This window comes from Streptomyces sp. HUAS 15-9, from assembly GCF_025642155.1.
Taxonomy (GTDB): domain Bacteria; phylum Actinomycetota; class Actinomycetes; order Streptomycetales; family Streptomycetaceae; genus Streptomyces.
In genome coordinates, this window is sequence record NZ_CP106798.1 from 4,040,538 (window position 1) to 4,064,971 (window position 24,434).

Genomic DNA, 24,434 nt, shown 5'->3' on the forward strand with positions numbered 1-24,434 from the left:
GGCTTGACAACAGCGACAGGAACGTGCTTCGGGAGGTCGGCGGAAGCAGGTATTCGCAGGTGGGAGCGGCTCTTCGGGCGAGGTGAAACGCGTACGTTACACACATCCGGAGGCCCCTCCAAGTGGTCGAACGTCCACATTTGTCCGGTCGCAAGCGTGCGACTTCCGCTACTCCGTTCGGTTGGCCTGAGTCGGGTACGAGACGTTTCCGGAATTGATCACGGGCGCCCGGCTGAGCGGTACGGTGATCAATTCCGGGGCGGCCGCGCATTCCTTCACGGAAATTTTGCGGGACGCCTTATGTGAATGCCGTACGAGCGCGGAGTCAACCTGAGCCAAAGGGGCTCGGGAGTCACTTGTGGCACCCGGCGTACCCCCTGCACGAGCGAAGCGTGCGGGGTTGGGGGAGGGTCGGGTGCGAGCGCTCCGGAACGGCTCGGTAACCTATGGCCGCTGACAGACACTTAGGGTGGCTTTATAAGAAGGCCGCCCGCGCGTTCAAGGAGTTGCCGCCGCCGTGAGCAGCAGCCTTCGACGCGGCGCCCTCGCCGCCTCCGCCATCGCCTTCTCGATCGCCTCGCTCGCCGCCTGCGCCGCCGGCAACGACTCTCAGACGCTGCAGGTCAAGCCGGACAACGCGGCGACCAGCGTCGGCACCATCAAGGTGCAGAACGCGACCGTCATCACGCAGCCCGATCTGCAGTCCACCGGTCCGGCCGTGGTCTCCGCGACCATCTTCAACACCGGCACCACCCCGCAGACCCTGCAGTCGCTGGTCCTGCCCGGCACCGGCAAGACCGCGCAGCTCTCCCCCGCCAAGGGTGGATCGCTCACCATCCCGGCCGGCGGTCGGCTCATCCTCGGCGGCAAGAACAACGCCTCCGCCGTGCTGGCCAGCAGCCGCGAGTCGGTCCAGGACGGCAACGCCCAGAAGATCACCTTCACCTTCAGCAAGACCGGTGACGTGAGCCTGCGCGCGTTCGTCGTCCCGGCCACGCACTACTTCACCGACTGGGGCCCGAGCGAGATCCCGACGTCCTCGGCCACGCCCACGGCCGCCGCGGGCGCCTCGGCGTCCACGAGCGCCAAGCCGGGCAAGCACTCGGGGGCCACCGCGACCGCGACGGAGTCCGCCACCGGGTCCACCCCGAGCGACTCCGCGTCGGCGTCGGCCACGCCGTCCGGCCACTGACCGTCCGGCGCTGACCGGCCGTACGACCCATCCGCGCGAGTGAAGGGCGGCACCCCTCGGGGGGTGCCGCCCTTCACTCGTGTCAGTCTCACCCGTGTCGGTCCGGGTGGACGATCTACGGCTCGAACTTGTAGCCCAGCCCACGCACCGTCACCAGGTACCGCGGCGCGCCCGGGTCCGGCTCGATCTTCGCGCGCAGGCGCTTGACGTGGACGTCGAGGGTCTTGGTGTCACCGACGTAGTCGGCACCCCAGACTCGGTCGATGAGCTGCATACGGGTCAGGACGCGGCCGGCGTTGCGCAGCAGCATCTCCAGAAGGTCGAACTCCTTGAGCGGGAGGTCCACCTTCGAGCCGGAGACCGTCACCACGTGCCGGTCGACGTCCATCCGGACCGGGCCCGCCTCCAGGGCGGCAGGCGTGACTTCCTCCGGCTCACCGCGGCGGCGCAGCACGGCGCGGATGCGGGCGACCAGCTCCCGCGAGGAGAACGGCTTGGTGACGTAGTCGTCGGCTCCTATCTCCAGGCCGACGACCTTGTCGATCTCGCTGTCCTTGGCGGTCACCATGATCACCGGGACGTTGGAGCGGCCGCGCAGCTGGCGGCACACCTCCGTGCCGGGCAGCCCCGGCAGCATCAGGTCGAGGAGGACGAGGTCGGCGCCGTTGCGCTCGAACTCGTCGAGGCCGTCGGGGCCCGTGGCCGCCACGGCGACCTCGAAGCCCTCCTTGCGGAGCATGTACGACAGGGCGTCGGAGAAGGACTCCTCGTCCTCGACGACGAGCACTCGGGTCACGGAAGGACCTCCGGGGCGGGAAGCGTTTCGTACGCGGTTGAGTCGGGGGATTCGTGGGATGCGGCTGAGTGGGAGGACGCGGGGGACGGATGTGCGGTGGGTCCGGCCTCTTCGTCGAGGTCGGGGTGTTGCAGGGCGCGGTCACGGGCCACGCCCGCCTCCGGTAGCCGCAGGGTGAACGTGGAGCCCTGGCCTTCGGCGCTCCACACCGTGACCTCCCCGCCGTGCGAGGCGACCACGTGCTTGACGATCGCGAGACCCAGACCGGTGCCGCCGGTGGCCCGGGAGCGGGCCGGGTCGACGCGGTAGAAGCGCTCGAAGATGCGCTCCTTGTCCTTGTCGGTGATGCCGATGCCCTGGTCCGTGACGGCGAGCTCGATCATGTCGCCGCCGGATGCGCTGACCCGGCGGGCGGCTATGCCGACGCGGGTACGGGCCGGGGAGTAGTTGACGGCGTTCTCGACGAGGTTGCCGAGGGCGGCGGCGAGCTGCCCGCGGTTGCCCCAGACGTGCAGGTCGGCGGTGCCGCCTGCGGCCATGGTGATCTGCTTCGCACCGGCCTGGTGGCGGCAGCGGTCGATGGCCTCGGCGACCAGCTCGTCCACCCGGACGGGCTCGGCGTCCTCCAGCGGGTCGTCGTTCTGGACCCGGGAGAGGTCGATGAGCTCCTGCACCAGGTTGGTCAGCCGGGTGGCCTCGATCTGCATGCGACCGGCGAAGCGCTGCACGGCCTCCGGGTCGTCCGAGGCGTCCATGACGGCCTCGGACAGCAGGGAGAGCGCGCCGACCGGTGTCTTCAGCTCATGACTGACATTGGCGACGAAGTCACGCCGCACGGCCTCGATCCGGCGGGCCTCGGTGAGGTCCTCGACCAGGAGCAGCACGAGCCGGGAGCCGAGCGGCGCCACGCGGGCGGACACCGCGAGGGCCTCGCCCCGTCCGGTGCCCCGCCTGGGCAGATCCAGCTCTACCTGGCGTATCTCCCCGTCCCGCCGGGTGTCCCGGGCCATCTGGAGCATGGGCTCGACGGCGAGCTTGCCGCCGCGCACCAGCCCGAGGGCGTACGCCGCGGAGCTCGCCTTGACGACGGCGTCGCCCTCGTCGAGGACGACCGCCGAGGACCGGAGCACGGACAGCACGGTGTCCACGCCCGGCGGCAGCACAGGGTCGGTGTGCAGAGAAGTCCTGGTCGGTCGCTTCTGGTCGCGTTCGCTCCAGCGGAACGCCAGCATGGCGATGACGCCGGTGAGCACCCCGGCGATCGCTGCCGCTGCGGCGACCGCCGCGTTCACGTCCATGCATCCAGGTTAGGCATGACGTACGACATCCCCACAGCCGTCGAGGTGCGAGCTCGAACACTCGTCGCCCAGAGTTCACCTTGGAGCCAGTGATGGTTCATTTGAGGTGGCAGAAACGGACGCGTGGGGGCCGGAACGTGGGAGCGTGGGGTTCGTACCGGTGGTTTCGCCACGGGCCCCGGCCCCCGGAACCCCCGAAGAACACGTACGAGAGGGAACCCTGATGCGGGACGCGTACCACGAGGAACTGGACTCGATCGGCGACGGACTGGTGGAGATGGCCCGGCTGGTCGGGTCGGCGATCGGGCGCGCCACGACGGCCATCCTGGACTCCGACCTCAAGCTGGCCGAGAGCGTGATCGAGGCGGACAAGAAGGTCGACGAGCTCCAGCACGACCTCGAGGGCCGGGCCATAGCCCTGCTCGCCCGTCAGCAGCCGGTGGCGACCGATCTCCGGATCGTCGTCACGTCGCTCCGTATGTCCGCCGACCTGGAGCGCTCCGGCGACCTCGCCCAGCACGTGGCGAAGCTCGCCCGCCTCCGCTTCCCGGAGCGCGCGGTCCCTCAGGACCTGCACGCCACGATCCTGGAGATGGGCCAGCTCGCCCAGCGCCTGATGGCGAAGGCGGCCGAGGTCATCATCACGAAGGACGTCGACCTCGCGCTCCAGCTGGAGACGGACGACGACGAGATGGACCTGCTGCACCGCACCCTCTTCCAGCACCTGATCGACGAGCGCTGGAAGCACGGCATCGAGACCGCCGTCGACGTCACCCTGCTCGGCCGCTACTACGAGCGCTACGCCGACCACGCGGTGGCGGTCGCCAAGCGCGTGGTGTTCCTGGTGACGGGCGAGCACGCGGACGACATCCAGGCCGACATCCAGCCGGTGACGGGGGTCGAGGGGGCGTAGCCCTCCTGGCGGGGCTGCGGGCGCCCGCCGGTCACCCGATGCCGCGCGCGTTGCCCACTCCGGGCGCATGAACGCCACTGTGCGCCGTTGATGCGCCCGGCAGACCGGGCATGAAATGGGCAAAGGCACCAGGCCCTAGCCTCCAGGAGGGGACCCATGGCCGAATCGCCCAGCACCACGCCCGACCCCACCCAGCAGCGCGAGACCGACCAGCCCACCGAGACCAGGAGCCTCCCGCTCTTCGGCGCGTGCGGCTGTGGCTCGGGCTGTGGTTGCGGATGCCAGTCCGGCAATCCCTGCCAGTGCGGCTGACGCCTCACATCCGATACGACGACGAAGGCCTCCGGTGATCACCAGCACCGGGGGCCTTCGCCGCGCACACCCCTGAGGCGCAGCATGGAGGGGAAGGAAGAAAGGAGGGAGGGAGCACAACCAGGGAGCAGGAGGGAAGTGCGAGGGCCATGACCCAGTTCATGGACGTCCACCACGGGTGGAAGGACATCACCGCCGAGCAACTGCAGCAGGCCCACGATGCCGACCAGGCCATAGAGAAGGAAGAGGGCGTGCACTTCGAACGCGCCTGGGCGGACCCCGAGTCCGGCACGGTCTACTGTCTGTCCGAGGCCCCCTCGCCCGAAGCGGTCCAACGCATCCACGAACGCACGGGCCACCGGGCGGACGAAATCCACCCGGTACCACTGTCGATCTGGTGAAGCCCCCGTCCGTGGTCGTCGATGTCCCCGTCGGCCGTCAGTGAAACAGCGCCGGGAACGGGCAGACCTCCAGCGGTTCTTCGGGCCGGTCCGCCCAGTACCACCAGACATGCCCATCGGCACACCTCCACAGCGTCCGGCAGGCGCGCCGGTCGTCGTCCTCACGCATGGAGAGCACGAAGCCGCCGGATTTCATGGGCCGACCACATTCGGGACAGACAACGTCAGCCCTGTCGACGACGGCTCGTAGCTGCTCGTCGTGGCGGCGGATCAGGCTTCCCTGTTCTGTGTTGTGGCCGGCATGGCCCCCTGCCTCACTCCTGAGCCCGCAGCAGCATCTCGTCGTGGCGGCGCAGCCGGACGCTGACCGTTCCGGCGGTCAGCAGCGCGGTGCCTATGGCTGAGAGAGGCACGGAGAGCACCAGGGCGGCCAGGGGTTTCGGCCAGTTCCGGTCGGAGGCGCATTGCAGCGCATCCTCGTGCGCATACCCGGGGCCCTCGAAGTAGACGTCCCTGGGTTCGGAGTTGACCGGTGCGGGGCAGTCCACCGCGTTGTAGGTGGAGTCGTACGGCGTGAACACCTGCCATGCGGCATAGGCCCAGAACAGGGATGCGCAGACCAGAACCCCGATACCCCAACCCTGAAGCCGGCCCGCCCGCATCCTGACTGCTGCTCGACTGCCAGTGGGTGCACTTGAGTCTCCTCATGTTGACCTTGAGTGGCGCTGAGACTCTACGGACCACGGCAACTCGCCTCAAAGCACTGATCCGTTCGGACCACGTCGATGTGCAGGTCGATCGCGTGTCGGTGAGCCTGAAGTTCCCATCCGGAAAGGGAGGGCGCATGACGATCAGCACTCAGGTGTGCAAGAAGGCACGTGAGGACCTCGCCAAGGCCAGGCAGCGACGGGATCACCGTCTCACTGAGCTGAATGACGCCGAGAAAAGGCTCACCGGGCTGGAAGCGGCCCAGCCACCGGACCCGCAGAAGATCGCAGACCAGAAGATCCATGTCGAGAATGCCCGAACCCTCTGGATCGAGGCCAAGGAGGAAGTCAAGAGCCTCCAGGAGAAAGTGGACGAAGTCTGCTGACTCACCACACAAGGTTCCACGGCAGGAAAATGCCCCCGAGTCGCGCCGTATGCGCAGCTCAGGGGCATGATCACGAAAGCTACTTCTTCTTGCCCTGGTTCTTGACCGCCTCGATGGCCGCCGCCGCTGCCTCCGGGTCGAGGTACTTGCCGCCGGGGGTGACCGGGTTGAAGTCGGCGTCGAGTTCGTAGTACAGGGGGATGCCCGTCGGGATGTTCAGGCCCGCGATGTCGGCGTCGGAGATGCCGTCCAGGTGCTTGACCAGGGCGCGGAGGCTGTTGCCGTGGGCCGCGACCAGGACCGTGCGGCCGGCCAGGAGGTCGGGGACGATGCCGTCGTACCAGTACGGGAGCATGCGGACCACGACGTCCTTCAGGCACTCCGTGCGCGGGCGCAGCTCCGGCGGGATGGAGGCGTAGCGGGCGTCGGCGGACTGGGAGAACTCCGAGTCGTCCGCGAGCGGGGGCGGCGGGGTGTCGTACGAGCGGCGCCAGAGCATGAACTGCTCCTCGCCGAACTCGGCCAGCGTCGCCGCCTTGTCCTTGCCCTGGAGGGCGCCGTAGTGGCGCTCGTTCAGGCGCCACGAGCGGTGAACCGGGATCCAGTGGCGGTCGGCGGACTCCAGCGCGAGCTGTGCGGTGCGGATCGCTCGCTTCTGGAGGGACGTGTGGACCACGTCGGGGAGAAGATCGGCGTCCTTCAGGAGCTCGCCACCGCGGACTGCCTCCTTCTCGCCCTTCTCGTTGAGGTTGACGTCCACCCAGCCGGTGAACAGGTTCTTCGCGTTCCACTCGCTCTCGCCGTGGCGGAGGAGGATCAGCTTGTACGGTGCGTCGGCCATGCCTCAGAGCGTAATCCACGCATTCGGACCCCCGCTCGAGTGCCCGAAGGCCGGACGGTTGACGGCATCTGTTAATCGAGTGGCTCGGCGACTGCCCCCGACAGTAAGTTGCACTGAGCCTTAGGGCCACTTACTTCCGGCCCCTTGCTTACGGCTCCGCTTCGCCGACCGTCCGACCCTGGGGGACCCATGCCACTCGCCGCCCTGAGACGTGCCGCCCGGGAATCCGTCTCCGGCCTCCCCCGCGACTTCTGGTGGCTGTGGACCAGCACCCTCGTCAACCGGCTCGGCGCCTTCGTCGCCACGTACATGGCGCTGTATCTGACCCTGGACCGGGGATACAGCGCGTCGTACGCCGGTCTCGTCGCCTCGTTGCACGGGCTCGGCGGGGTCGTGTCCTCCCTCGGCGGCGGTGTGATGGCCGACCGGCTCGGGCGGCGGCCGACGCTGCTGGTCGCCCAGTCCGCCACCGCCGCGTCCGTGGCGCTGCTCGGCTTCATGACCGACCCCGTCGCCATCGCCGCCGTCGCCTTCCTCGTCGGCATGGCCTCCAACGCCTCCCGGCCCGCCGTACAGGCGATGATGGCCGACATCGTCCGGCCCGAGGACCGGGTGCGGGCCTTCTCGCTCAACTACTGGGCGATCAACCTCGGCTTCGCCGTCTCCTCCATGGCCGCCGGTTTCATCGCGGAGGTCAGCTATCTCGCCGGCTTCCTGATCGAGGCGGGGATGACGGCGGTCTGCGCGGTCGTCGTCTTCGTCAAGCTGCCCGAGTCACGGCCGGTGAGGACCGCCAAGGAGGCGCGGGACGAGGTCAGTCTCGGCACCGTGCTGCGGGACGGCCGGTACATGGCCGTCGTCGGGCTGTCCTTCCTCGTCGCGGTCGTCTTCCAGCAGGGCTCGGTCGGACTGCCGGTGGCGATGGGTACGGCAGGGTTCTCGCCCGCCGACTACGGCATGGCCATCGCCGTCAACGGCATCCTGATCGTCGCCCTGCAGATCCCCGTCACCCGCTTCATCGAGCACCGCGATCCGCGACGCCTCCTCGTCGTCTCCTCCGTCCTCGCCGGGTACGGCTTCGGGCTCACCGCCTTCGCCGGGTCGGTCGGCGTCTTCGCGCTCACCGTGTGCGTGTGGACGCTCGCCGAGATCGTCAACGCCCCGACCCAGACCAGCCTTGTCGTCCGGCTGTCGCCCGTCCACGGGCGCGGGCGCTACCAGGGCGTGTACACCCTGTCCTGGTCGGTCGCCGCCCTGGTCGCGCCCCTCATGTCCGGCGTCGTCATCGACCGGTTCGGCGCGGAGTGGCTGTGGGGCATGTGCGCGGTGGTCGGTACGGCGGCGGCGATCGGGTACGGCGTGGTCATGCGGCGCCTGCCGACGGTCGGGGCGGTGGGGGCCACCGCCCCGGCGGACGCCGAGCCCGAGGTCCGTACGGCGTAGCGCGCGGGAGAGCGACCGGGTGTGCCCCCGTCGGATGTTGCCCGACGGGCGCACGCACCGGGTCACCTCACGTCGACGTAGTCACCCGTCGCCGTCGCGCCGCCCGTCGTGGTCGTCGCGCCGAAGGTCCAGCGCCAGTAGCCGTCCACGGACGTGGTGACCGTGGTCTTCAGATAGCCCGCGGAGTCCGCCGACACGGTCTTGACCGTCGCGTAGGTGCTGGTGCCCGCCTTGCGGAACTGCAGCTTGGCCGACTTGCCGGCGAAGCCGGTGTAGGCGTGCTTCACCCAGTCCGCGCGGGTGATCCGGCCGGTCACGGTGAGCGTCTTGCCCTTCGTGACCGGCTCGGGCGCGGCGTTGACGGTGACCTTCGCCGCGCGCTTGACCTGCACGGAGCTGAAGCCGGTCAGGTACTCCTCGCCCTTGAACTTCTCGTTCGAATCCCACAGGCGCACCCAGACAGCCGTCTTCCAGGTCGTCGCGTCGTTGTTGGAGTCCAGCGTCCAGCGTGGATCGATGTACAGCTCACCCTCGCAGTCGGCAGCGCGCGGGCTGGCCTCGTTGCAGGTGGTGAAGCCCGTGTAGATACCGCCGGATTCGGTGCCCTTGGCGGCCGTGGTGTCGTGGTACAGGTACGGGAACGGGGTCACGTCGCCGACACCGACGCCGGACGGCAGGGACATGTGGAAGGTGAAGGTGGGCCTCACCTCCGCGGTGGTGCCCACGATGATGGGCTTGCCCTTGTTCACGACCAGGTTCGACACCGTGACGCCGGTGTCCACCGCCTCCGCGGACGGCGCCGTGAACGCCCCCAGGGCGAGCGCTCCCGTGAGCGCGACCGCGAAGCCGGATCTGCCTGCGCGCATGCACAACCTCTTGCTGGTGAGAGACCGGTAAGGGACCGGTAAGAATTCGGATCGCCGCAGGTTAACAGCCGTGCCTCATAGGCCTCGCTACAGGCTCCGCTGCGCCTCGTGCAGATTGCGCGGGCGCACCGCGTCCGTCGTGCCGTACAGCTCCAGCCGGGAGTGCAGCTCGCCCGTGAAGTCGGGTACGTCGATCTGGTCGAACTCGGTCACCGTGTTGAGGCCGACCGTGGCGGAGTACGGTGCCAGGCCGTCGATCTTCATCAGGCCCGCGCGGCCGTTGGTGACCCGGATGTTCCAGTGGGCGAAGCGGGCGCCGAACAGCGGGCCGGCGCTGGCGTCACCGCCGTGGCGGCCGTTGTTGTTCACCGTGATGTCGGTGCGGACGTTCGCGAAGGGCAGTCCGCGGTGGCTGTCGAAGGTACCCATACGCATGTCGCCGCACGACCACACGTTGTAGGAGGACAGTCCCTCGACGTTGATGCCGTGCAGCTGGGTGTTGGGCGGGGCGGGAACCGTCCGCTCCTCGATCGTGAAGTCCTCGACGAGGTTGTCGTGCGAGCCCTCGCGGCAGAAGTACGGGTGGTGCGAGCCGCGGCCGGACACGCGGGTGCCGCGCAGGGTGCAGGCGGAGGCGGCGACCAGGCCGAAGCCGTTGTCGACGTGCCGGACGGTGACGTCGTCCAGCCAGCAGTCGTAGGCGCACTGCAGGACGACCCCGTTGTAGCCCTTGTCGAGGAGGTGCGGGGACTGCGGGGTCTCCACCGCCTCCAGGGTCAGGCCTTCGACGCCCGCACCGGTCAACTCCGGTACGTGGGTGGTCAGCCGGGGGTCCCACTCGGGGCGTACGTCGAGCGGGAGCGGGCGTTCGAGGGTGACGCGGCGGCCGTGGACGCGGGTGATGCGTACGGGCCACTCGTAGGGGACGTACGAGGTCAGCTTGGTCTTGTCGGCCCAGTAGTACGCCTGCGGACCGGGGCCGCCGCCCGACATGTGCTCCAGGAGGGTGTGGTCGGGGTCGTCCGCGAGACGCAGGAGGACCAGTCGGCCCGGCCTCAGCCGCCGGGGGTCCGCGACGGTCAGGGTCCAGGAGCCCTGGCGGGCCGGTCCGACGGTCGTCAGGGTCGTCCACTCGTCGCGCCGGTTGCCGGTCCAGCCCTCGAACGGCCAGGCCCTGTCACCGATCGCGGCGACCAGGGAGTCCCAACGAGCGTGCGGGGCCAGCCAGATGAGCCCTCCCGCCCAGGACCAGGACGACTTGTCGCCGCCGTAGCGGGAGCCGTAGACGCCGATCAGCTCGGTGAGGTTCTTGGTCGCGTACAGCTTCGTACGGTCGCTGCCGGCGCCCCTGAGGACCACGTTCGAGTCGGCGACCCGGATCAGGCCGTCGATGCGGAAGGTGCCCGGCGGGATGGTGACCGTGCCACCGCCGGCCCTTCCGGCGGCGGCGATGGCACGGTTGATCGCGGGGGCACAGTCGGTGGTGCCGTCCGCCACGGCGCCGAAGTCCCTCACATCGGCCACAACGGGGCGGCGGGGGAAGCGCGTTGCCCCGGCGTGGCAGCCAGCCCGGCCGATGTACGGGATCTGCGGGTGGGTGAACGGGGTGCGGGTGAACTCCCGCCAGAGGGAGGGGACTTCCGCGGCCGTCGCTGCCGTCGCGGCCGCAGCGGTGCCCGTGGCCGCGCCCAGCGCCACTGCGGTGGCTCCGCCGAGCAGAGCCCGTCTGGTGAGATGCGCCTTGCCCATGTCCGTCCGCCCTCCCATGTGAATTTTCATGGATATGAACGACGTTCAGATGTGCGTTGGCGGTGAGCATGCCACCAGATCCCCTTGACGGGGAAGGGGTCGTACCGGGAGTCAGTTGCTCAGTCGGCCGGACGCTGGATCAGGTTCGTGAACGCGTCCAGATTCCGCGTCGACTCGCCGCGCGCCACCCGCCACGCGTACTCCTTGCGGATCGCTGAGGCGAAGCCGAGCTCCAGGAGGGTGTTGAAGCTGCCGTCCGCCGCCTCGAGGACCTGGCCGAGGAGGCGGTCGATCTCGTCCTCGGTGACGGAGGCCAGGGGCAGGCGGGCGGTGACGTAGATGTCGCCGAGCCGGTCGACGGCGTAACCGACGCCGTACAGCTTGAGGTTGCGCTCCAGGAGCCAGCGGTGGACGCCCGCCTCGTTCTCGTCGGGGTGGCGGATGACGAAGGCGTTCAGGGAGAGGGAGTGGCGGCCCACGAGGAGCGAGACCGTCGTCGAGAGCTTGCGGGTGCCGGGGAGCTTGGCGATGTAGTTGCCGGGCTCGGGGCTCTCCCAGTCGAGTTCGGCGTCCTTGAGGACACCCTCGACGACCTGCGCCGCCCGTTGCTGCCGCTGTGAAGCCTCACCCATGGTGGGAGCGTACGCGACGGCGATGGGCCTGGGTCGCGGCCGTGTACACGTCGGCGGTGGCGGCGGCCGCGGTGTCCCAGCCGAAGGACTGGGCGTGCCGGGCGGCGGCCGCGCCCATACGGTCCGGCAGCACGGGGTCGTCGGCGAAGCGGCACAGCGCGCGCGCGTAGTCGGCCGGATCGTGGCCCCGGACAAGGAACCCGGTCTCGCCGTCGCGCACGGCCACCGGAAGTCCGCCGACCGAGGCGGCGAGCACCGGCGTACCGGCCGCCTGCGCCTCTATGGCCACCAGGCCGAACGACTCGCTGTAGGAGGGCATGACGAGCACGGACGCGGCCCGGAACCAGTCCGCGAGCTGTTCCTGCCCGACGGGCGGGCGGAACCGTACGACGTCGGCGATGCCGAGCCGGGCGGCGAGCTTCTGCAGCCCCTCGGGCTTGGCGAGGCCACTGCCGCTGGGACCGCCGACGACCGGTACGAGCATCCTCGAGCGCAGCTCCGGACGCTCGTCCAGGAGGACGGCCACGGCGCGCAGAAGCACATCGGGTGCCTTGAGGGGCTGGATGCGGCCCGCGAAGAGCGGGATCAGGGCGTCCTGCGGGAGGCCGAGGCGGGCGCGGGCGGCGGCGCGGGCGGTCGTGGGTCCCCCGGGGCGAGGCGTGTCGACACCCTTGGGGAAGGGGCGGAAGCGGTCGAGATTGACGCCGGGGTGGACGACGGCGACCTTGGCCGGGTCGGCGGCGTAGTGCCGTACGAGCTCGTCGGCCTCCTCGGCGGTGTTGGCGATCAGCCGGTCGGCAGCCGCGACGATCTGGGTCTCGCCGATGACCCTGGCGGCGGGCTCGGGGGTGTCGCCGTCGGCCAGATTGGCGTTCTTGACCTTGGCCATGGTGTGCATGGCGTGCACCAGGGGGACGCCCCAGCGCTGGGCGGCGAGCCAGCCGACGTGGCCGGAGAGCCAGTAGTGGGAGTGCACGAGGTCGTAGTGGCCGGGGCGGTGGCCGGCCCAGGCCTGCATCACGCCGTGGGTGAAGGCGCACAGCTGGGCCGGGAGGTCTTCCTTGGCCAGGCCCTCGTAGGGGCCCGCGTCGACGTGCCGGACGAGGACGCCGGGGGCGAGCTCGACGGCGGGGGGAAGGCCGCCCGCCGTGGCCCGCGTGAAGATCTCGACCTCGATGTTGATGGCGGCCAGCCGCTGCGCCAGCTCCACGATGTAGACGTTCATGCCGCCCGCGTCGCCGGTGCCGGGCTGGTGGAGCGGTGAGGTGTGCACGGAGAGCATGGCGACGCGGCGGGGCCTGCGGTGCAGCCTGAGCCGCGAGGGTGCCGCCGAAGAGCGACGCCCGAGCCTGCTGACGTACTGGCTCACGTGGCGTTCCTCCTTGCTGCGGGCATGCCGGCGGGAGGACCTCGGCCCTCCAAGGGGGTGCAACATCGGAGGAGGCGGCTCCATTTCCCGATTACGGAGCTTTACCGAATCATTACCATGAGTCGATCAACCGTTCGATACGGGGGTGCGTCAGTCGGCCGGGGCCCGCATACCCTCGTACGTATGACAGCCCGCGCAGCCGCCCTCCCCCACGCTCGGCTTCGCTCGCGCGGGGGCACCCCCATCGTCGGCACGGTGACGCGCGGGACGACCAACCCCAACCGCCTGCGTCGCATGGACCGCTGGATCGCGGCCGCGCACGGCACCGAACTGCGCCGGGCCGCCGACCCCGTGGCGATCGACCTGGGGTACGGGGCCGCGCCCTGGACGGCGGTCGAACTGCTCGGCAGGCTGCGCACCGCCGCGCCCCGCGCGCGGGTGGTCGGCGTCGAGATCGAACCGGCCCGGGTCGCGGCGGCCGAGCCGTACGAGCGCGAGGGCCTGACCTTCCGGCACGGCGGCTTCGAGATCCCCGTCCCCCAGCGGCCGTACCTCATCCGCGCCGCCAACGTGCTGCGACAGTACGACGAGGGCGAGGTCGCCGCCGTGTGGGAGCGGCTGTGCGCGCGGCTCGCACCGGCGGGCCCGGGCTCCCGGGGCGGGCTGCTCGTCGAGGGGACCTGTGACGAGATCGGACGGCGGCACGTCTGGGTCGCGCTCGGTCCCGAGGGGCCGCGCACGGTCACCTTCGCCACCCGTCTGGGCTTCCTGGAGCGGCCCTCCGACCTCGCGGAACGCCTCCCCAAGGCGCTCATCCACCGCAATGTCCCGGGCGAACCGGTGCACGCCTTCCTGCGCGACTTCGACCGCGCCTGGGCGGCCGCCGCACCCTACGCCTCCTACGGCGCCCGTCAGCGCTGGATCCGCGCGGTGCGGGACCTGAGGGCCGACTGGCCGGTGACGGACTCGGCGGCGCGCTGGCGGCAGGGCGAAGTGACGGTGGCCTGGGGGGCGTTGGCACCCCGGAACTGACCTCTCCATGCCCCTGACCTGCGGGGAACGATCTTCATGCGGCGTTCGTCACAAGGGCGGGGGATCGTCATGTCCGGGCGGGAAAGTGGGGAGGATCCGCCGGGTACCACCTCTGTCGCTTTGCGGCTCGGCGTGGCACGATCCCCCGGGCGACCGTAAGTTACTGACGGTAAATCAGTTTGGGGGACGGGTATGGGGACGGGGAAGCGCGGCCTGATCACGGCGGCCGTGACCGTGGTCTGCGCGGTGACCGTGCTGGCGGCACCAGGCACGGCGTTCGCGGCCCCGAAGCCGACGGCCACGGCGGCCCCCACGGCCTCGCCGACGCCCACGGCCTCGCCAACCCTCCCGCCGAACAAGGACCTTGAAGCCGTCCGCAAGAAGCTCGACAAGCTCTACCACGACGCGGCCGTCGCCACCGACGAGTACAACGCGGCCCAGGAGAAGACCCAGAAGCAGTCCGCCGCGATCGTCGAGCTGGCGAAGAAGATCGTCGAGGGCCAGAAGAAGCTGGCCGAGCTCAAGGACCGCGCGGGCGCCGCGGCCCGCGCCCAGTACCGCACGGGCGGGCTGCCGCCCACGGCCCAGTTGATGCTGAGCGACGACCCGCAGCAGTTCCTGGACGGCGCGGGACGGGTGCTTCAGGGCCAGCGGGCGACCAAGGGCCTGATCGGGGAAATGACCCGCACCCAGCAGGACTTGCAGCGGTACGCGGCGGACGCCTCCGACCGCTGGGACGAGCTGGAGGCCAACCGGAAGACGAAGGCCGCCGCCAAGAAGAAGATCAAGCAGCAGATCGCGGCCGCCGAGAAGCTCCAGTCCCAGCTGGAGAAGAAGGAGAAGGAGCGCCTCGCCCAGCTGGAGCGGGAGGCCGCCTACCAGGCGCAGACCGCCTGGCTGGACACCGGCATCCTCAAGGAGGTCAACGGCAAGGCGTCCGAGCAGGGCAAGCAGGCCGTGGAGTTCGCGACGGCCCAGATCGGAAAGCCGTACGTCTGGGGCGCCGCGGGCCCGAAGTCGTACGACTGCTCGGGCCTGACCTCACAGGCCTGGGCGAAGGCCGGCCGTCCCATCCCGCGCACCTCGCAGGAGCAGTGGAAGCAGCTCAAGCACGTGGACGTCAAGGACATGCGCCCCGGCGATCTCATCATCTACTTCGACGACGCGAGCCATGTGGCGATGTACGTGGGCGACGGCGCGATCATCCATGCCCCGCGCCCCGGACGGACGGTGACGCTCGCCGGGGCGGGCGAAATGCCCATTCTGGGCGTAGTGCGGCCTGATGCGTGATGTGCACCATATGACCCAATTCACGGTCAACAACCTTCAAAACCCTGGCAGGACGTGACCTTCGTCATCCCCTTTTGATCGCCATCCTGTCCAACTGCGGTACGGAACGCGGCATATGACAGGGGTCTGCGGCGGGGCGACGGGGCTCACACCATTCCGCTGCGGCGGCCAGTACCGCTATGGTCCCCGTCGGTGGGTCGAGTCCCTCGCACCCACCATGCCCTCGGGGGGAGGGAAGGAACCAACAAGATGCCCGTACCCGTACCGCGGCAGAGAGCGATCCCGGCCGTGGAGAGTGGTCAGGCGCAGGCCGCGCCCACAGTCGGCGGCCCCCTCAAGGAAGAGGCCAAACGCACCGAGTCCGCCGCAGCAGGCAGCACCGCGGCAGGCACCACTCTCACCCTGCTGCTGATCGAGGACGATCCGGCGGGCTGGCCGATCGTGCCCGAACTGCTCGACTCGGCCGGCAAGCCCATCCGCGTGCGTACCGCCCGCAACCTCACCGAGGCCGGGCGGCTGCTCACCGACGACGTCCACTGCATCCTGCTCGACCTCGCGCTTCCGGCGCCCGGCCGGGCCGGCGACGACGAGCTGGCCGTGCTCAAGCACGTGCTGGAGCTCGCGCCCCGGCACGCCGTCCTCGCGCTCACCGCGTCCGGTGACGCCGAGCGCGGCGCCGAGGCGGTGCGCGTGGGCGCCCAGGACTACCTCTTCCGGGACGAACTGGACGGACGGCTGCTCAGCCGCGCCATCCGGTACGCCGTGGAGCGCAAGCGGTCCGACTCGGCCGAGCGGCGCCTCGCCGAGGGCCGGGTGCGCGCCCAGGAGAACCGCCGCCTGGAGCGCGGTCTGCTGCCCACGCCCCTGCTGGAGGGCTCCTCGCTGCGGTTCGCCGCGCGCTACCGCCCCGGCCGCTCGCGCGCGCTGCTCGGCGGTGACTTCTACGACACCGTGCGCACGCCCGACGGCACCGTGCACGCCATGATCGGTGACGTCTGCGGCCACGGCCCGGACGAGGCCGCGCTCGGCGTGGAGCTGCGCATCGCGTGGCGGGCGCTGACGCTGGCCGGGCTGTGCGGTGACGCGCTGCTGAGCACGCTGCAGGAGGTACTGGAGCACGAGCGGTCCGACGAGGAGATCTTCGCGACCCTCTGCACGGTGGACATCTCCCCCGACGGCCGCAGCGCGGGCCTGTGCCTGGCCGGCCACCCGTCTCCGCTGATCGCCCGTCCCGGGCGGCCCGCGCAGCTGCTGCCGTACGACAACAACGGCCCCGCCCTCGGCCTGCTCCGCGGCGCCCGCTGGCCGCGGATGCAGGTGGAGCTGGGCGCGGAGTGGAGCCTGATGCTCTACACCGACGGCCTGATCGAGGGCCGCGTCGGCACGGGCGGGGAGCGTCTGGGCCAGGAGGGCATGGTGCGGATGGTGCGCCGACAGCTCGCCGCCGGGCTGCGCGGCGAGGATCTGCTGCGCTCCGCGGTCCACGAGGTCCGCGAGCTCAACGGCGGGGAGCTGACGGACGACGTGGCGGTGGTCCTGCTGGACCGGGTGCCGTAAGGGGTCGGCCGGCCGGAGCGGGAGCCGTGAAGGACCGCACCGGACCGGAGGCCGCGAGGGACCGGACCGGGTGCCCCGTGTGACGGGATCCGGTCAGCGGCCGCCGTAGGAGATCTGGTCAGTGGCTGCCGTAGGAGAACCGGTCAGCGGCCGCCGTTGTACGGCCCGTACGGACCGTCGCTGCTGCTTCCGCCGCGGCGGCCCCAGCCACGGCCGCCGCCGGAGACATGCTTCAGCGCGGGGCGCACATCCACGATGTAGACGATGCTCGCGATCACGCCCGCGATGGGCAGGATCGAGAGGATCGAGAAGAGATAGCTCACCACGAGCGCGATGCCGAGGATGATCAGCCAGAACATCTTGTTCTGCTTGTCGGCCGCGCGGAAGGCGTCCTCGCGCCGGAACGCGGCGTCGAACAGCCCGAACGCCGCGAGGGCCATCAGGACGATCTTCAGCAGTCCCAGGAACCCCGTGAAGCCCAACATCAACATGCCGCCACCGCCCGTTCTCTCCCGACTCCTACGCGGCCACCGTACCCGTACAACGGGCCGGGCACCCCAAGGGTGCCCGGCCCATGCGCATGGTCGCCCGCACCCGGCTTACTTGGCGGGCGGCGTGCTCTTCTTGGCCGTGGCCCTGCGCGGGGCCGGGGCCTTCTTGGCGACCGGCTTCTTCGCCGGGGCGGCCTCGGCGGCGGCCTCGGCCGGCTTCGGCTCGGACTTGGCCCGGTCCGGCTCACCCTTGGGCTCGACGGCGACGGCGAGCTCCTCGATCTCCTCGGCGGCCTCGCCGCGCCAGGCCCGCACGGTCTGCTCGCCGTGCTCGGCGACCTTCTCGTAGGTCTCCCGGGCCTTCACGGCGTACTCGGCGGCGACGCCGACACCGCGCAGGGCGAGGTCCTGGGCGGACTCGCCGAGCTTCTTGAGGTCCGCGTCGATCGTGCTGCCAAGCTTCTTCAGGTCACCGTCGAGGGCACCGATGAACTCGTTGACCCTGGCCTGGATGGTCTCCTGGGCCTCCTTGGCCTTGGCACCGGCCTCCTTGGCACGCGCGGCCGCCTTCTCCTGCACGGCCTTGGGGTCGGTGTTGCGGACGGCCTCGATACGGGCCGGGGCCTCGGAGCGCAGCTGCTCGACCAGCGCGGGCACCTTCTTGGCCTGCTGGAACGCCAGGTCGGCGGTGCCGGCCGCGAAGTAGAGCGGGGTCGGGTCGCTCAAGGTCTTGCGCAGATCGTCGGTGATGGCCATGGTGAGGGTCCTCCCGGATTCACATTCGGCTGAGGGTCTTGTGGTCCGCAGTCGGGCGGCCGGCGCCCTGGTCCGGTTCAGCTGGCCGTCTGCTGCGGATCGGCTTCGCTCGTGTCGGCCGTGCGGGTGCCGCGCACGGTGGTGTCGTCGTGGGGCCGGGTCTCCTCCGTACCGTCGCCGTCCGCGACGCCTGCGAATCCGTTCTCCTTGCGAAAGGACTCGTAGATCTGCAGCAGCACCTGCTTCTGCCGCTCGTTGAGCGTGGGATCGGCGAGGATGACGGCGCGCGTCTCCACCTCGTCCAGGTCCCGCTCGGCGTCGAGGATGCCGGCGCGGACGTACAACGTCTCGGCGGAGATCCGCAGGGCCTTGGCGACCTGCTGCAACACCTCCGCGCTCGGCTTGCGCAGCCCGCGCTCGATCTGGCTCAGGTACGGATTGGACACCCCGGCGGCATCGGCGAGCTGCCTGAGCGACAGCTGCGCACTGCGACGCTGCTCGCGCAGATACTCACCGAGATTGCCGACGTTGAGCGATGCCATGCCCCCACCTTGCCCCACCCCCGCTAACAATTGCAAGCACCTGCTTGCAATTGTGCGTCACGCCACTTGTGCGGGGGCTCTACTCGGCGGCTGTCCGGTCCCAGCGATGTGTAGGCAGTCCCGCTCTTCTGTGGGCAAGCGGACCACTGTCCCGGTCATCTGTAGGCAAGTTCCGGGGTGTTCCAGTGGAGGACTCGGCAGCCGCATCGGCACCTTCGTGCGCAGAGTCGCTCGACCCTCCGCGCTGCTATGACTGTCAGACCCCTGATGTTGGATGCAGACGTGACCATCCACGATGTCGCTCGGCGACTGCCCGAGATTCCCGCGCTTCGCGACCACTGCCGCTCGATGGCGATGCTGGAAGCGATACTCAGCCCGGACTGGGCCGATCGGCACTACTCCTTCGACACACACTGGTCCGCCGGGGAAGAGATGACCTCGATGCGCGACGGTTCGGGAGACGAGTTTTCCATCGTGTTCTCGGCCATCGGTGCCTACATTCGTGGCTTCGCCCACGAGTCACACATGAGTCCCTATGCCAATGACGGACCCTGGCCCGGCGTGCTGGACGACGTCCCGGAAGCCTTCCGCTCCTGCGTCGAGGAGCCCGCGTTCGCCAACGAGGACGGAATGCCCGTCGTGACCGCCTGCGCATGGCGGGAGGTGGGCGACGGAGCTTGGAATGTGGGGACGATCGAGTTTCCTGACGACGGTGCCAGCGATCCGGATGGCTCCGAGCACTTGTTCCAGCTGCTGACCGATCGGTCTCCGGAAGCCTTCCAGCGCTTCGCCGAGGACTACTACGAAATCCCGGTGTCCCTCGCAGCCATCCAGCACGTATTTGCACTGCGTCCCCTGACGAGCGAGGTGGTTGCGGCTTTGAACCCCGAGGTCGCGATGGACGCCCTGGCAAAGGACACTGCCGAGATCGGCTACCCGCTGGGCGACGAAGCCGCCTAACGCCAGAAGAGCTGCCTACGGGTTGAGTGGGACACCAGCCATCAACTCATCCCAAACAACCGTAGGCACCGCAGGTCAGGACATCGCCCCGCCCACACTTATCTGAGACAGGACAGCGGCCTCTGTCCTGTCCGTTCCCAGTGTTTGTGCGGACTCCCACGGAATCTGCTCGGCGATGTGATCGGGTCCCGGTCGATCTGCGCAGCGAGGTCTCTCGCAGGTTGTCCTGCAGGCGCCGCACGACGAAGACGAACTCCGCGCCTGGCCTGTCAGAAGCGTCGCCCACGTCTTCCACGACGTACCCCGCTGTCGGCTCGGCCGGGTGCGTGATGAAGGCGGGGCTCCGGTGTACTCGCGTGTCCACGACGGCCAAGGGCGCTAGAGGCCTGGAGCGTTGCGCACATTCCGCTCACTGACGTCGGGCAGGAAGCGGGCCACAGTGACGAAATCAGCGTCGTCGTGCAGTACAACCAGTCCATGATGCACGGCGGTCGCGCAGATCATCAGGTCAAGCGGCCCGGCCGCACCGAGGGCCCCCTTCTCGGCGAGCGCGTACTGCGCTGTGTCGACCCAGTCCCACAACCTCTTCGGGAGAGGTACGTCAGGGTACAGATCCGTGAACATCTCCCCCATGGCCTCGTACTCCACCGCGTTGCGCGCTGAGCGCCGGAACTCGGCCCGCTGGGCAGCGCACGACCCGATGGCCCGGAGGGTGGTGGTCTCCAGCCACGCGTCCCTCAGCTGCTCCTCGCGCAGGAGGCGCCACAGACCCGAGGAGTCGAGCAGGTAGTGGATCACGCGCCACCCTGCTTGTCCTCGACGCGGCGCTGCTGCCAGCCCTCGTAGTCCCACTGCTGGGCGGCGTGGAAGTGCTTGGCTACGAGCGCGGCACGCTCATGGCGTTCGGCGTACTCGCGAAGTGCGGCATTGACCACATCCTTCTTGGTGCCACCACCGGCGACACGCATGGCCTTCTCCAGCGCATCGTCATCAAGGTCGATCGTCGTCACGCTCATACTGGACTCCTTTATTCAAGGGCAATATCCAGTATATGTATCCGCGGGGTGCACGTCTGTCACCGGCGCGTTCCGCCCCCAGACCTCCTGTCGTGGTTCGCTGAACGCCGACAGACGAGGTCGCGGCTTCGCCCCGGGCGGACTGCATACCTTCATTTTCGGAGGTTGCGTCCAGGGAGATGGTGTACGGGTTCGACCTGATCCGGGGGTTTGCTCCGGCGTTGGGATGAGGCCCGCATAGATGAACGGCCACCGGCTGATCTTCGAGGTGTCGAAGCCCGAAGGAGATCAGCACGATGACCGCACCCGACAGTCTGCCCCTGCATGTCCTCGCCGAGGACAACCTCGCTGCGGCGAGTCCCGATCTGCTGCGCGCGATGGTCAAAACGTTCGCCGACGCGCTCATGTCCGCCGAGGCCGACGCCCTCTGCAACGCCGAATACGGGCAGGTCAGCGACGAGCGAGTCAACCACCGCAACGGATACCGCCCACGCGAGTGGGACACCCGGGCGGGCACCGTCGAACTCGCCATCCCCAAGCTCAGGTCCGGCAGTTACTTCCCGCACTGGCTGCTGGAGCGACGCCGGCGGGCCGAGCAGGCCCTCATCTCGGTGGTCGCCACCGCCTACCTGCTGGGCGTCTCGACCCGCCGAGTGGAGAAGCTCGCCGAGACCCTCGGCGTCACCCAGCTATCGAAGTCGCAGGTCAGCGCGATGGCCAAGCACCTCGACGAGCAGGTCGCCGCGTTCCGTAATCGCCCCCTGGACGCAAGCCCTACGCGTTCGTCTGGGTGGACGCGCTCACGCAGAAGGTCCGCGAGGGCGGCCGGATCATCAACGTCCACGCGCTGATCGCGGTCGGCGTCAATGCCGACGGGCACCGCGAGATTCTCGGCCTGGACGTGGCCACCGCCGAAGACGGCGCCGGCTGGCTGGCCTTCCTGCGCTCACTGATCGCCCGCGGCCTGTCCGGCGTCCAACTGGTCATCTCCGACGCGCACATGGGCCTGGTCAACGCGATCGGGGCCACCCTGCCCGGCGCGAGCTGGCAGCGATGCCGTACTCACTACGCCCGCGCACTGCTCAGCCAGGTCCCCAAGTCGGCCCAGCCGTGGGTGGCCACCCTGCTGCGGACCGTCTTCGAACAGCCCGACACCGAAGCCGTCCAGGCCCAGATGCGCCACGTCCTCGATGCCCTGGAAGCCAAGTTCCCCAAAGCCGCAGCCCACTTGGACGCCGCTCAGGGCGACGTGCTGGCGTTCACCGCGTTCCCGCGCGAGAGCTGGCGGCAGATCTGGTCGAACAACCCGCAGGAACGACTCAACAAGGAGATCCGCCGCCGCACCGATGTGGTCGGCATCTTCCCCGACCGCACCGCCCTGATCCGCCTGGTCGGCGCGGTGCTGGCCGAGCAGAACGACGAGTGGACCGAAGCCCGCCGCTACATGGGACTCGACCTCCTGGCCAAGGCCCGCCTCCACCCGATCGAGTCAGAAACCGACGAGACCGTCCTCCCGACCGAACTCACCGCATAGCCTCAAAACGAGATCACCGAGTGGCCGTCGATACACCACTCCAGCGGACGTGACCCATTCGGACGCCGCACCCTCCCAGAGTTGCCAAAAAGGGTGGGGCGCCAAGCGCTCAATGGTTCGTCGGTCAGTAGGCGTGTCCGCCGCTCGTGGTCACCGATTGGGACCACACCAGCCCACCCACAAGCAGGCACACACCGTTCAGATCCACTGGGCCGCCCGGCTTCGGCCCGTCCCAGCAGAGCTGACAAAGCCCAGCTCGGAGACACCTCATCCATTCAGATCTTTTGGGAACGGACAATAGGTGTCGTATTTGCACGACAACTGTCGTCATCCGGGTCCGGCCTCTTGGTGCAGGTGCTTTTGGGCCAGCCTCCGCGAGTCGCCGAGAAACGGCGCTGTCGGTGGGCTCTGCCAGGGTGTGCGTCGTGGATGAATTGGTGGAGCGTGTCGACGGTCAAGATCGCGTGCTGAAGGTGGTCAGCCGTCGCGAGGCCATCCGGGAGGGTTGGCTGCACCGGGTCGCCGTGACGGTGTGTGGTGATGAGCGTGGACGGATCCTCGTCCACCGACGGTCGGAGCAGGTATCGCGTTTCCCCGGACTCTATGAGGTCGAGGTCGGTGGCGCCGCAAATGTCGGCGAGTCCTATGAACAGGCCGCCGCGCGGGAGCTGACCGAAGAGCTGGGCATTCGTGTGCTGCCGCGCTTGCTGTTCACGTTCCTCAACCGCAGCGGTTTGAGTCCTCACTGGCTCGGCGTGCACGAAGCCGTGGTGCCGGACACCGTGACCGCCGATCCCGATGAGGTCGCCTGGCATGGCTGGCTGACCGAGCCGGAGCTCGACTCGGCCCTGTTGGAGTGGCGCTTCACCCCCGACAGCCACGAGGTCTTCAGCCGGTATCTCGCGTTCCGGAGCGCGCAGTCCTGACCTCTCTCGCCTCTCGGGCTGGGATGCCTGCTTGCGGCCAACGCGCCTTGTGAGAGCGGCTGATCGTGATAGGGAGTACGGATGCTTGGTCGACTCCCGCTCGTTGAGCAACTCCCACACCGGCACGATCGGCGGCGAGATCGCCGTCGAGGTGACCAACCCGTACGAACTGGTGCCCCTGGGCGACGGCTCCTGGCTCACCGACGGCCCCGACGGCAACCCCGTCCGCTGGTCACCCAACGTCACATGGACCGGCTGTTCGTCCGCAGCCACTCCCTGACCGCCGTGAGGTCGGCGTCCGTGATGCCGTAGGAGTGCTCGACGCGGTGCAGGAGCACGGGTCGGCGGTGGTGTGCGGCGACCCAGGCGCGGTCGGCCTCGGTGATCTCGTCGTCGAGCCACACGAACGGGCGGTCGCCCGCCCAGTCGACCAGGGGCCGGGTCTTCCAGTGCAGCAGGGGCGGCGGCTCGTCCTCGTCCGGCCACTCCACGACCGGCAGCGGGGGCAGGCCGAGCCAGGGTGAGACGACGTCGTTCGCGTCGTCCATCCATGTGGTGGCCCACACCAGTTCGCAGCCCAGCGCCGCCAGCCGCGGGCCGAGGGCGGGGTCGATCCGGGACAGGAGCGGGTGGTCGGTGACGGCCTGCGGAGGGACGGCGGCCGCCTCGTACCGCGGATACGGGCGGTCGGTCGCTCCGAACGGGATGAGCGGGCCGTCGACGTCGAGGAAGAGAAGCATCAGCAGTAAGGATCAGCCATCGAAGCCGTTCGCGCCGAGAATCATGTCGATACGGGCCCGGTGCTTCGCCTCCCAGATGTCGAGCGTCTCGGCGGCCTCCGCGGCGAGCTTGGCGTGGGCGTCCGCGAGCACCTGCGTCCGCCGGGCGTCCGGCACGACCACCACACCCTCCTCGTCGGCGACGACCACATCTCCGGCGCCGATGCGCACACCCCCGCACCTGACGCGCTCGTTCAGCGGCCGTACGGCCTTCTTCTCGCCCGGGATCGGGATGACACCGCGTGCGAACACCGGGAAGGACATGTCGCGCACCTCGGCCAGGTCGCGGATCAGCCCGTCGGCGACGAAGGCGGCGATGCCGCGGCGCTGGGCCACCGCGCAGACGTTTCCGCCCGCCAGCGCGTAGTCCAGGTCCCCCGACTCCACGACGATCACCGAGCCGGGCCGGGCACGGTGGATCGCCGCGTGGAGCATCAGGTTGTCCCCCGGAGGGCAACTGACCGTGAACGCCGGACCGGCGACCCGCGGGACGAGGTCCCACAGCGGCCGTATGCCGATGTCCATGACCTGCGCGCGGCCCAGGAGGTCGGCGAGGGTGGTCGTGGGGATGCCCTGAAAGTCGGTGGCGTCAGTCATGCGAGGGACAGTAGCGTCCCCGTCATGACTGCCGGGTCGGCCAAGGGCC

General features: G+C 69.5%; 28 protein-coding genes and 1 pseudogene. 13 read left to right on the forward strand and 16 right to left on the reverse strand.

Going from position 1 to position 24,434, the window contains the following annotated elements; genetic code table 11:
• Positions 1–517: 517 nt before the first annotated feature.
• A complete protein-coding gene (locus N8I87_RS18520; protein ID WP_263210203.1) occupies positions 518–1,192 on the forward strand; it encodes a DUF461 domain-containing protein in 675 nt (224 codons plus the stop codon).
• Between the two features lie 115 nt (positions 1,193–1,307).
• Here N8I87_RS18520 and phoP read toward each other — a convergent pair whose 3' ends face one another.
• Together phoP and phoR are read right to left on the reverse strand one after the other, a co-directional pair.
• Entirely contained in the window at positions 1,308–1,979 is a 672-nt protein-coding gene (phoP, locus tag N8I87_RS18525) for a two-component system response regulator PhoP (RefSeq protein WP_018568744.1), read from the reverse strand.
• Between the two features lie 5 nt (positions 1,980–1,984).
• Entirely contained in the window at positions 1,985–3,286 is a 1,302-nt protein-coding gene (phoR, locus tag N8I87_RS18530) for a two-component system sensor histidine kinase PhoR (RefSeq protein WP_263210206.1), read from the reverse strand.
• Positions 3,287–3,509: 223 nt separating this feature from the next.
• Here phoR and phoU point away from each other — a divergent pair, with 223 nt between their 5' ends.
• From phoU to N8I87_RS18545, 3 genes are all read left to right on the forward strand, one after another.
• Positions 3,510–4,199, forward strand: coding sequence for a phosphate signaling complex protein PhoU (phoU, locus tag N8I87_RS18535; protein WP_263210208.1), 690 nt, complete (start codon positions 3,510–3,512; stop codon positions 4,197–4,199).
• A gap of 156 nt (positions 4,200–4,355) precedes the next feature.
• Positions 4,356–4,511: a hypothetical protein gene (locus tag N8I87_RS18540; RefSeq protein ID WP_263210210.1), complete on the forward strand. Its 156-nt coding sequence runs from the start codon at positions 4,356–4,358 to the stop codon at positions 4,509–4,511.
• Positions 4,512–4,660: 149 nt separating this feature from the next.
• Positions 4,661–4,912 carry an SCO4226 family nickel-binding protein gene (locus N8I87_RS18545; protein ID WP_263210212.1) on the forward strand — a complete coding sequence of 84 codons (252 nt, stop codon included), beginning with the start codon at positions 4,661–4,663 and terminating at the stop codon, positions 4,910–4,912.
• Between the two features lie 37 nt (positions 4,913–4,949).
• Here N8I87_RS18545 and N8I87_RS18550 read toward each other — a convergent pair whose 3' ends face one another.
• Together N8I87_RS18550 and N8I87_RS18555 are read right to left on the reverse strand one after the other, a co-directional pair.
• Positions 4,950–5,108 carry a hypothetical protein gene (locus tag N8I87_RS18550; RefSeq protein ID WP_263210213.1) on the reverse strand — a complete coding sequence of 53 codons (159 nt, stop codon included), beginning with the start codon at positions 5,106–5,108 and terminating at the stop codon, positions 4,950–4,952.
• A gap of 118 nt (positions 5,109–5,226) precedes the next feature.
• A complete protein-coding gene (locus N8I87_RS18555) occupies positions 5,227–5,574 on the reverse strand; it encodes a hypothetical protein (RefSeq protein WP_263210215.1) in 348 nt (115 codons plus the stop codon).
• A 182-nt stretch (positions 5,575–5,756) separates the two neighbouring features.
• Here N8I87_RS18555 and N8I87_RS18560 point away from each other — a divergent pair, with 182 nt between their 5' ends.
• Positions 5,757–6,005 (forward strand): hypothetical protein, encoded by a 249-nt coding sequence (locus N8I87_RS18560; RefSeq protein ID WP_263210217.1) that lies wholly within the window; start codon positions 5,757–5,759, stop codon positions 6,003–6,005.
• 79 nt (positions 6,006–6,084) lie between these two features.
• Here N8I87_RS18560 and N8I87_RS18565 read toward each other — a convergent pair whose 3' ends face one another.
• Entirely contained in the window at positions 6,085–6,846 is a 762-nt protein-coding gene (locus N8I87_RS18565; protein ID WP_263210218.1) for a phosphoglyceromutase, read from the reverse strand.
• A gap of 189 nt (positions 6,847–7,035) precedes the next feature.
• Here N8I87_RS18565 and N8I87_RS18570 point away from each other — a divergent pair, with 189 nt between their 5' ends.
• Positions 7,036–8,289, forward strand: coding sequence for an MDR family MFS transporter (locus N8I87_RS18570; protein ID WP_263210219.1), 1,254 nt, complete (start codon positions 7,036–7,038; stop codon positions 8,287–8,289).
• Positions 8,290–8,351: 62 nt separating this feature from the next.
• Here the strand turns inward: N8I87_RS18570 and N8I87_RS18575 are convergent, their stop codons facing one another.
• From N8I87_RS18575 to mshA, 4 genes are all read right to left on the reverse strand, one after another.
• Positions 8,352–9,155, reverse strand: a complete 804-nt coding sequence (locus tag N8I87_RS18575; protein ID WP_263210220.1) for a hypothetical protein — start codon at positions 9,153–9,155, stop codon at positions 8,352–8,354.
• Between the two features lie 87 nt (positions 9,156–9,242).
• Positions 9,243–10,922, reverse strand: a complete 1,680-nt coding sequence (locus N8I87_RS18580) for a glycosyl hydrolase family 28-related protein (protein ID WP_411577247.1) — start codon at positions 10,920–10,922, stop codon at positions 9,243–9,245.
• Between the two features lie 101 nt (positions 10,923–11,023).
• The gene (locus tag N8I87_RS18585; protein ID WP_263210222.1) at positions 11,024–11,536 is read right to left on the reverse strand and encodes a type III secretion system chaperone family protein; all 513 of its coding nucleotides are present in this window, start codon (positions 11,534–11,536) and stop codon (positions 11,024–11,026) included.
• Positions 11,529–12,905, reverse strand: coding sequence for a D-inositol-3-phosphate glycosyltransferase (gene mshA / locus N8I87_RS18590; RefSeq protein WP_263210223.1), 1,377 nt, complete (start codon positions 12,903–12,905; stop codon positions 11,529–11,531). The genes N8I87_RS18585 and mshA overlap by 8 nt, the downstream gene beginning before the upstream one ends.
• Positions 12,906–13,088: 183 nt before the next feature.
• On the opposite strand from mshA, the gene N8I87_RS18595 reads away from it, so the two are divergent.
• The 3 genes from N8I87_RS18595 (at position 13,089) to N8I87_RS18605 (ending at position 16,784) form a co-directional block, all read left to right on the forward strand.
• Entirely contained in the window at positions 13,089–13,937 is an 849-nt protein-coding gene (locus N8I87_RS18595; RefSeq protein WP_411577248.1) for a class I SAM-dependent methyltransferase, read from the forward strand.
• A gap of 192 nt (positions 13,938–14,129) precedes the next feature.
• A complete protein-coding gene (locus tag N8I87_RS18600; protein WP_263210224.1) occupies positions 14,130–15,227 on the forward strand; it encodes a C40 family peptidase in 1,098 nt (365 codons plus the stop codon).
• A gap of 249 nt (positions 15,228–15,476) precedes the next feature.
• Positions 15,477–16,784, forward strand: a complete 1,308-nt coding sequence (locus N8I87_RS18605; protein WP_263210226.1) for a PP2C family protein-serine/threonine phosphatase — start codon at positions 15,477–15,479, stop codon at positions 16,782–16,784.
• Between the two features lie 143 nt (positions 16,785–16,927).
• On the opposite strand, the gene N8I87_RS18610 is transcribed toward N8I87_RS18605, so the two are convergent.
• The 3 genes from N8I87_RS18610 to N8I87_RS18620 all read right to left on the reverse strand — a co-directional run bounded on the left by N8I87_RS18610 (position 16,928) and on the right by N8I87_RS18620 (position 18,573).
• Positions 16,928–17,275, reverse strand: coding sequence for a DUF2516 family protein (locus N8I87_RS18610; RefSeq protein ID WP_263210228.1), 348 nt, complete (start codon positions 17,273–17,275; stop codon positions 16,928–16,930).
• A gap of 108 nt (positions 17,276–17,383) precedes the next feature.
• Complete coding sequence (locus tag N8I87_RS18615) at positions 17,384–18,031, reverse strand: hypothetical protein (protein WP_263210230.1); 648 nt, start codon at positions 18,029–18,031, stop codon at positions 17,384–17,386.
• Positions 18,032–18,108: 77 nt separating this feature from the next.
• Positions 18,109–18,573 (reverse strand): helix-turn-helix domain-containing protein, encoded by a 465-nt coding sequence (locus N8I87_RS18620; protein WP_263210232.1) that lies wholly within the window; start codon positions 18,571–18,573, stop codon positions 18,109–18,111.
• A 267-nt stretch (positions 18,574–18,840) separates the two neighbouring features.
• Here N8I87_RS18620 and N8I87_RS18625 point away from each other — a divergent pair, with 267 nt between their 5' ends.
• On the forward strand, positions 18,841–19,533 hold the full coding sequence (locus N8I87_RS18625; protein ID WP_411577381.1) for a hypothetical protein: 693 nt from the start codon (positions 18,841–18,843) through the stop codon (positions 19,531–19,533).
• Positions 19,534–19,911: 378 nt separating this feature from the next.
• Here the strand turns inward: N8I87_RS18625 and N8I87_RS18630 are convergent, their stop codons facing one another.
• Positions 19,912–20,331: a PIN domain-containing protein gene (locus N8I87_RS18630; protein ID WP_263210236.1), complete on the reverse strand. Its 420-nt coding sequence runs from the start codon at positions 20,329–20,331 to the stop codon at positions 19,912–19,914.
• On the reverse strand, positions 20,328–20,549 hold the full coding sequence (locus tag N8I87_RS18635) for a type II toxin-antitoxin system VapB family antitoxin (protein WP_181801051.1): 222 nt from the start codon (positions 20,547–20,549) through the stop codon (positions 20,328–20,330). The genes N8I87_RS18630 and N8I87_RS18635 overlap by 4 nt, the downstream gene beginning before the upstream one ends.
• Before the next feature lie 296 nt (positions 20,550–20,845).
• On the opposite strand from N8I87_RS18635, the pseudogene N8I87_RS18640 reads away from it, so the two are divergent.
• The 3 genes and pseudogenes from N8I87_RS18640 to N8I87_RS18650 all read left to right on the forward strand — a co-directional run bounded on the left by N8I87_RS18640 (position 20,846) and on the right by N8I87_RS18650 (position 23,289).
• Positions 20,846–22,083, forward strand: a pseudogene (locus N8I87_RS18640) (IS256 family transposase).
• 425 nt (positions 22,084–22,508) lie between these two features.
• Positions 22,509–23,009, forward strand: coding sequence for an NUDIX hydrolase (locus tag N8I87_RS18645; RefSeq protein ID WP_411577249.1), 501 nt, complete (start codon positions 22,509–22,511; stop codon positions 23,007–23,009).
• Between the two features lie 85 nt (positions 23,010–23,094).
• Positions 23,095–23,289, forward strand: coding sequence for a hypothetical protein (locus N8I87_RS18650; RefSeq protein ID WP_263216984.1), 195 nt, complete (start codon positions 23,095–23,097; stop codon positions 23,287–23,289).
• On the opposite strand, the gene N8I87_RS18655 is transcribed toward N8I87_RS18650, so the two are convergent.
• Positions 23,252–23,749: an HAD domain-containing protein gene (locus N8I87_RS18655; protein WP_263210239.1), complete on the reverse strand. Its 498-nt coding sequence runs from the start codon at positions 23,747–23,749 to the stop codon at positions 23,252–23,254. The two genes, N8I87_RS18650 and N8I87_RS18655, sit on opposite strands and share 38 nt — an antisense overlap.
• Positions 23,750–23,761: 12 nt before the next feature.
• Positions 23,762–24,385 (reverse strand): RraA family protein, encoded by a 624-nt coding sequence (locus N8I87_RS18660; protein WP_263210241.1) that lies wholly within the window; start codon positions 24,383–24,385, stop codon positions 23,762–23,764.
• Between the last annotated feature and the right edge of the window lie 49 nt (positions 24,386–24,434).

Bases quoted from the DNA above. Each gene is read 5' to 3' on its own strand.
- phoR (WP_263210206.1), bottom strand. From the start codon at position 3,286: ATGGACGTGAACGCGGCGGTCGCCGCAGCGGCAGCGATCGCCGGGGTG.
- phoU (WP_263210208.1), top strand. From the start codon at position 3,510: ATGCGGGACGCGTACCACGAGGAACTGGACTCGATCGGCGACGGACTG.
- N8I87_RS18540 (WP_263210210.1), top strand. From the start codon at position 4,356: ATGGCCGAATCGCCCAGCACCACGCCCGACCCCACCCAGCAGCGCGAG.
- N8I87_RS18545 (WP_263210212.1), top strand. From the start codon at position 4,661: ATGACCCAGTTCATGGACGTCCACCACGGGTGGAAGGACATCACCGCC.
- N8I87_RS18550 (WP_263210213.1), bottom strand. From the start codon at position 5,108: ATGAAATCCGGCGGCTTCGTGCTCTCCATGCGTGAGGACGACGACCGG.
- N8I87_RS18555 (WP_263210215.1), bottom strand. From the start codon at position 5,574: ATGCGGGCGGGCCGGCTTCAGGGTTGGGGTATCGGGGTTCTGGTCTGC.
- N8I87_RS18560 (WP_263210217.1), top strand. From the start codon at position 5,757: ATGACGATCAGCACTCAGGTGTGCAAGAAGGCACGTGAGGACCTCGCC.
- N8I87_RS18565 (WP_263210218.1), bottom strand. From the start codon at position 6,846: ATGGCCGACGCACCGTACAAGCTGATCCTCCTCCGCCACGGCGAGAGC.
- N8I87_RS18570 (WP_263210219.1), top strand. From the start codon at position 7,036: ATGCCACTCGCCGCCCTGAGACGTGCCGCCCGGGAATCCGTCTCCGGC.
- N8I87_RS18575 (WP_263210220.1), bottom strand. From the start codon at position 9,155: ATGCGCGCAGGCAGATCCGGCTTCGCGGTCGCGCTCACGGGAGCGCTC.
- N8I87_RS18580 (WP_411577247.1), bottom strand. From the start codon at position 10,922: ATGGGAGGGCGGACGGACATGGGCAAGGCGCATCTCACCAGACGGGCT.
- N8I87_RS18585 (WP_263210222.1), bottom strand. From the start codon at position 11,536: ATGGGTGAGGCTTCACAGCGGCAGCAACGGGCGGCGCAGGTCGTCGAG.
- N8I87_RS18595 (WP_411577248.1), top strand. From the start codon at position 13,089: ATGACAGCCCGCGCAGCCGCCCTCCCCCACGCTCGGCTTCGCTCGCGC.
- N8I87_RS18600 (WP_263210224.1), top strand. From the start codon at position 14,130: ATGGGGACGGGGAAGCGCGGCCTGATCACGGCGGCCGTGACCGTGGTC.
- N8I87_RS18605 (WP_263210226.1), top strand. From the start codon at position 15,477: ATGCCCGTACCCGTACCGCGGCAGAGAGCGATCCCGGCCGTGGAGAGT.
- N8I87_RS18610 (WP_263210228.1), bottom strand. From the start codon at position 17,275: ATGTTGATGTTGGGCTTCACGGGGTTCCTGGGACTGCTGAAGATCGTC.
- N8I87_RS18615 (WP_263210230.1), bottom strand. From the start codon at position 18,031: ATGGCCATCACCGACGATCTGCGCAAGACCTTGAGCGACCCGACCCCG.
- N8I87_RS18620 (WP_263210232.1), bottom strand. From the start codon at position 18,573: ATGGCATCGCTCAACGTCGGCAATCTCGGTGAGTATCTGCGCGAGCAG.
- N8I87_RS18625 (WP_411577381.1), top strand. From the start codon at position 18,841: ATGTTGGATGCAGACGTGACCATCCACGATGTCGCTCGGCGACTGCCC.
- N8I87_RS18635 (WP_181801051.1), bottom strand. From the start codon at position 20,549: ATGAGCGTGACGACGATCGACCTTGATGACGATGCGCTGGAGAAGGCC.
- N8I87_RS18655 (WP_263210239.1), bottom strand. From the start codon at position 23,749: ATGCTTCTCTTCCTCGACGTCGACGGCCCGCTCATCCCGTTCGGAGCG.
- N8I87_RS18660 (WP_263210241.1), bottom strand. From the start codon at position 24,385: ATGACTGACGCCACCGACTTTCAGGGCATCCCCACGACCACCCTCGCC.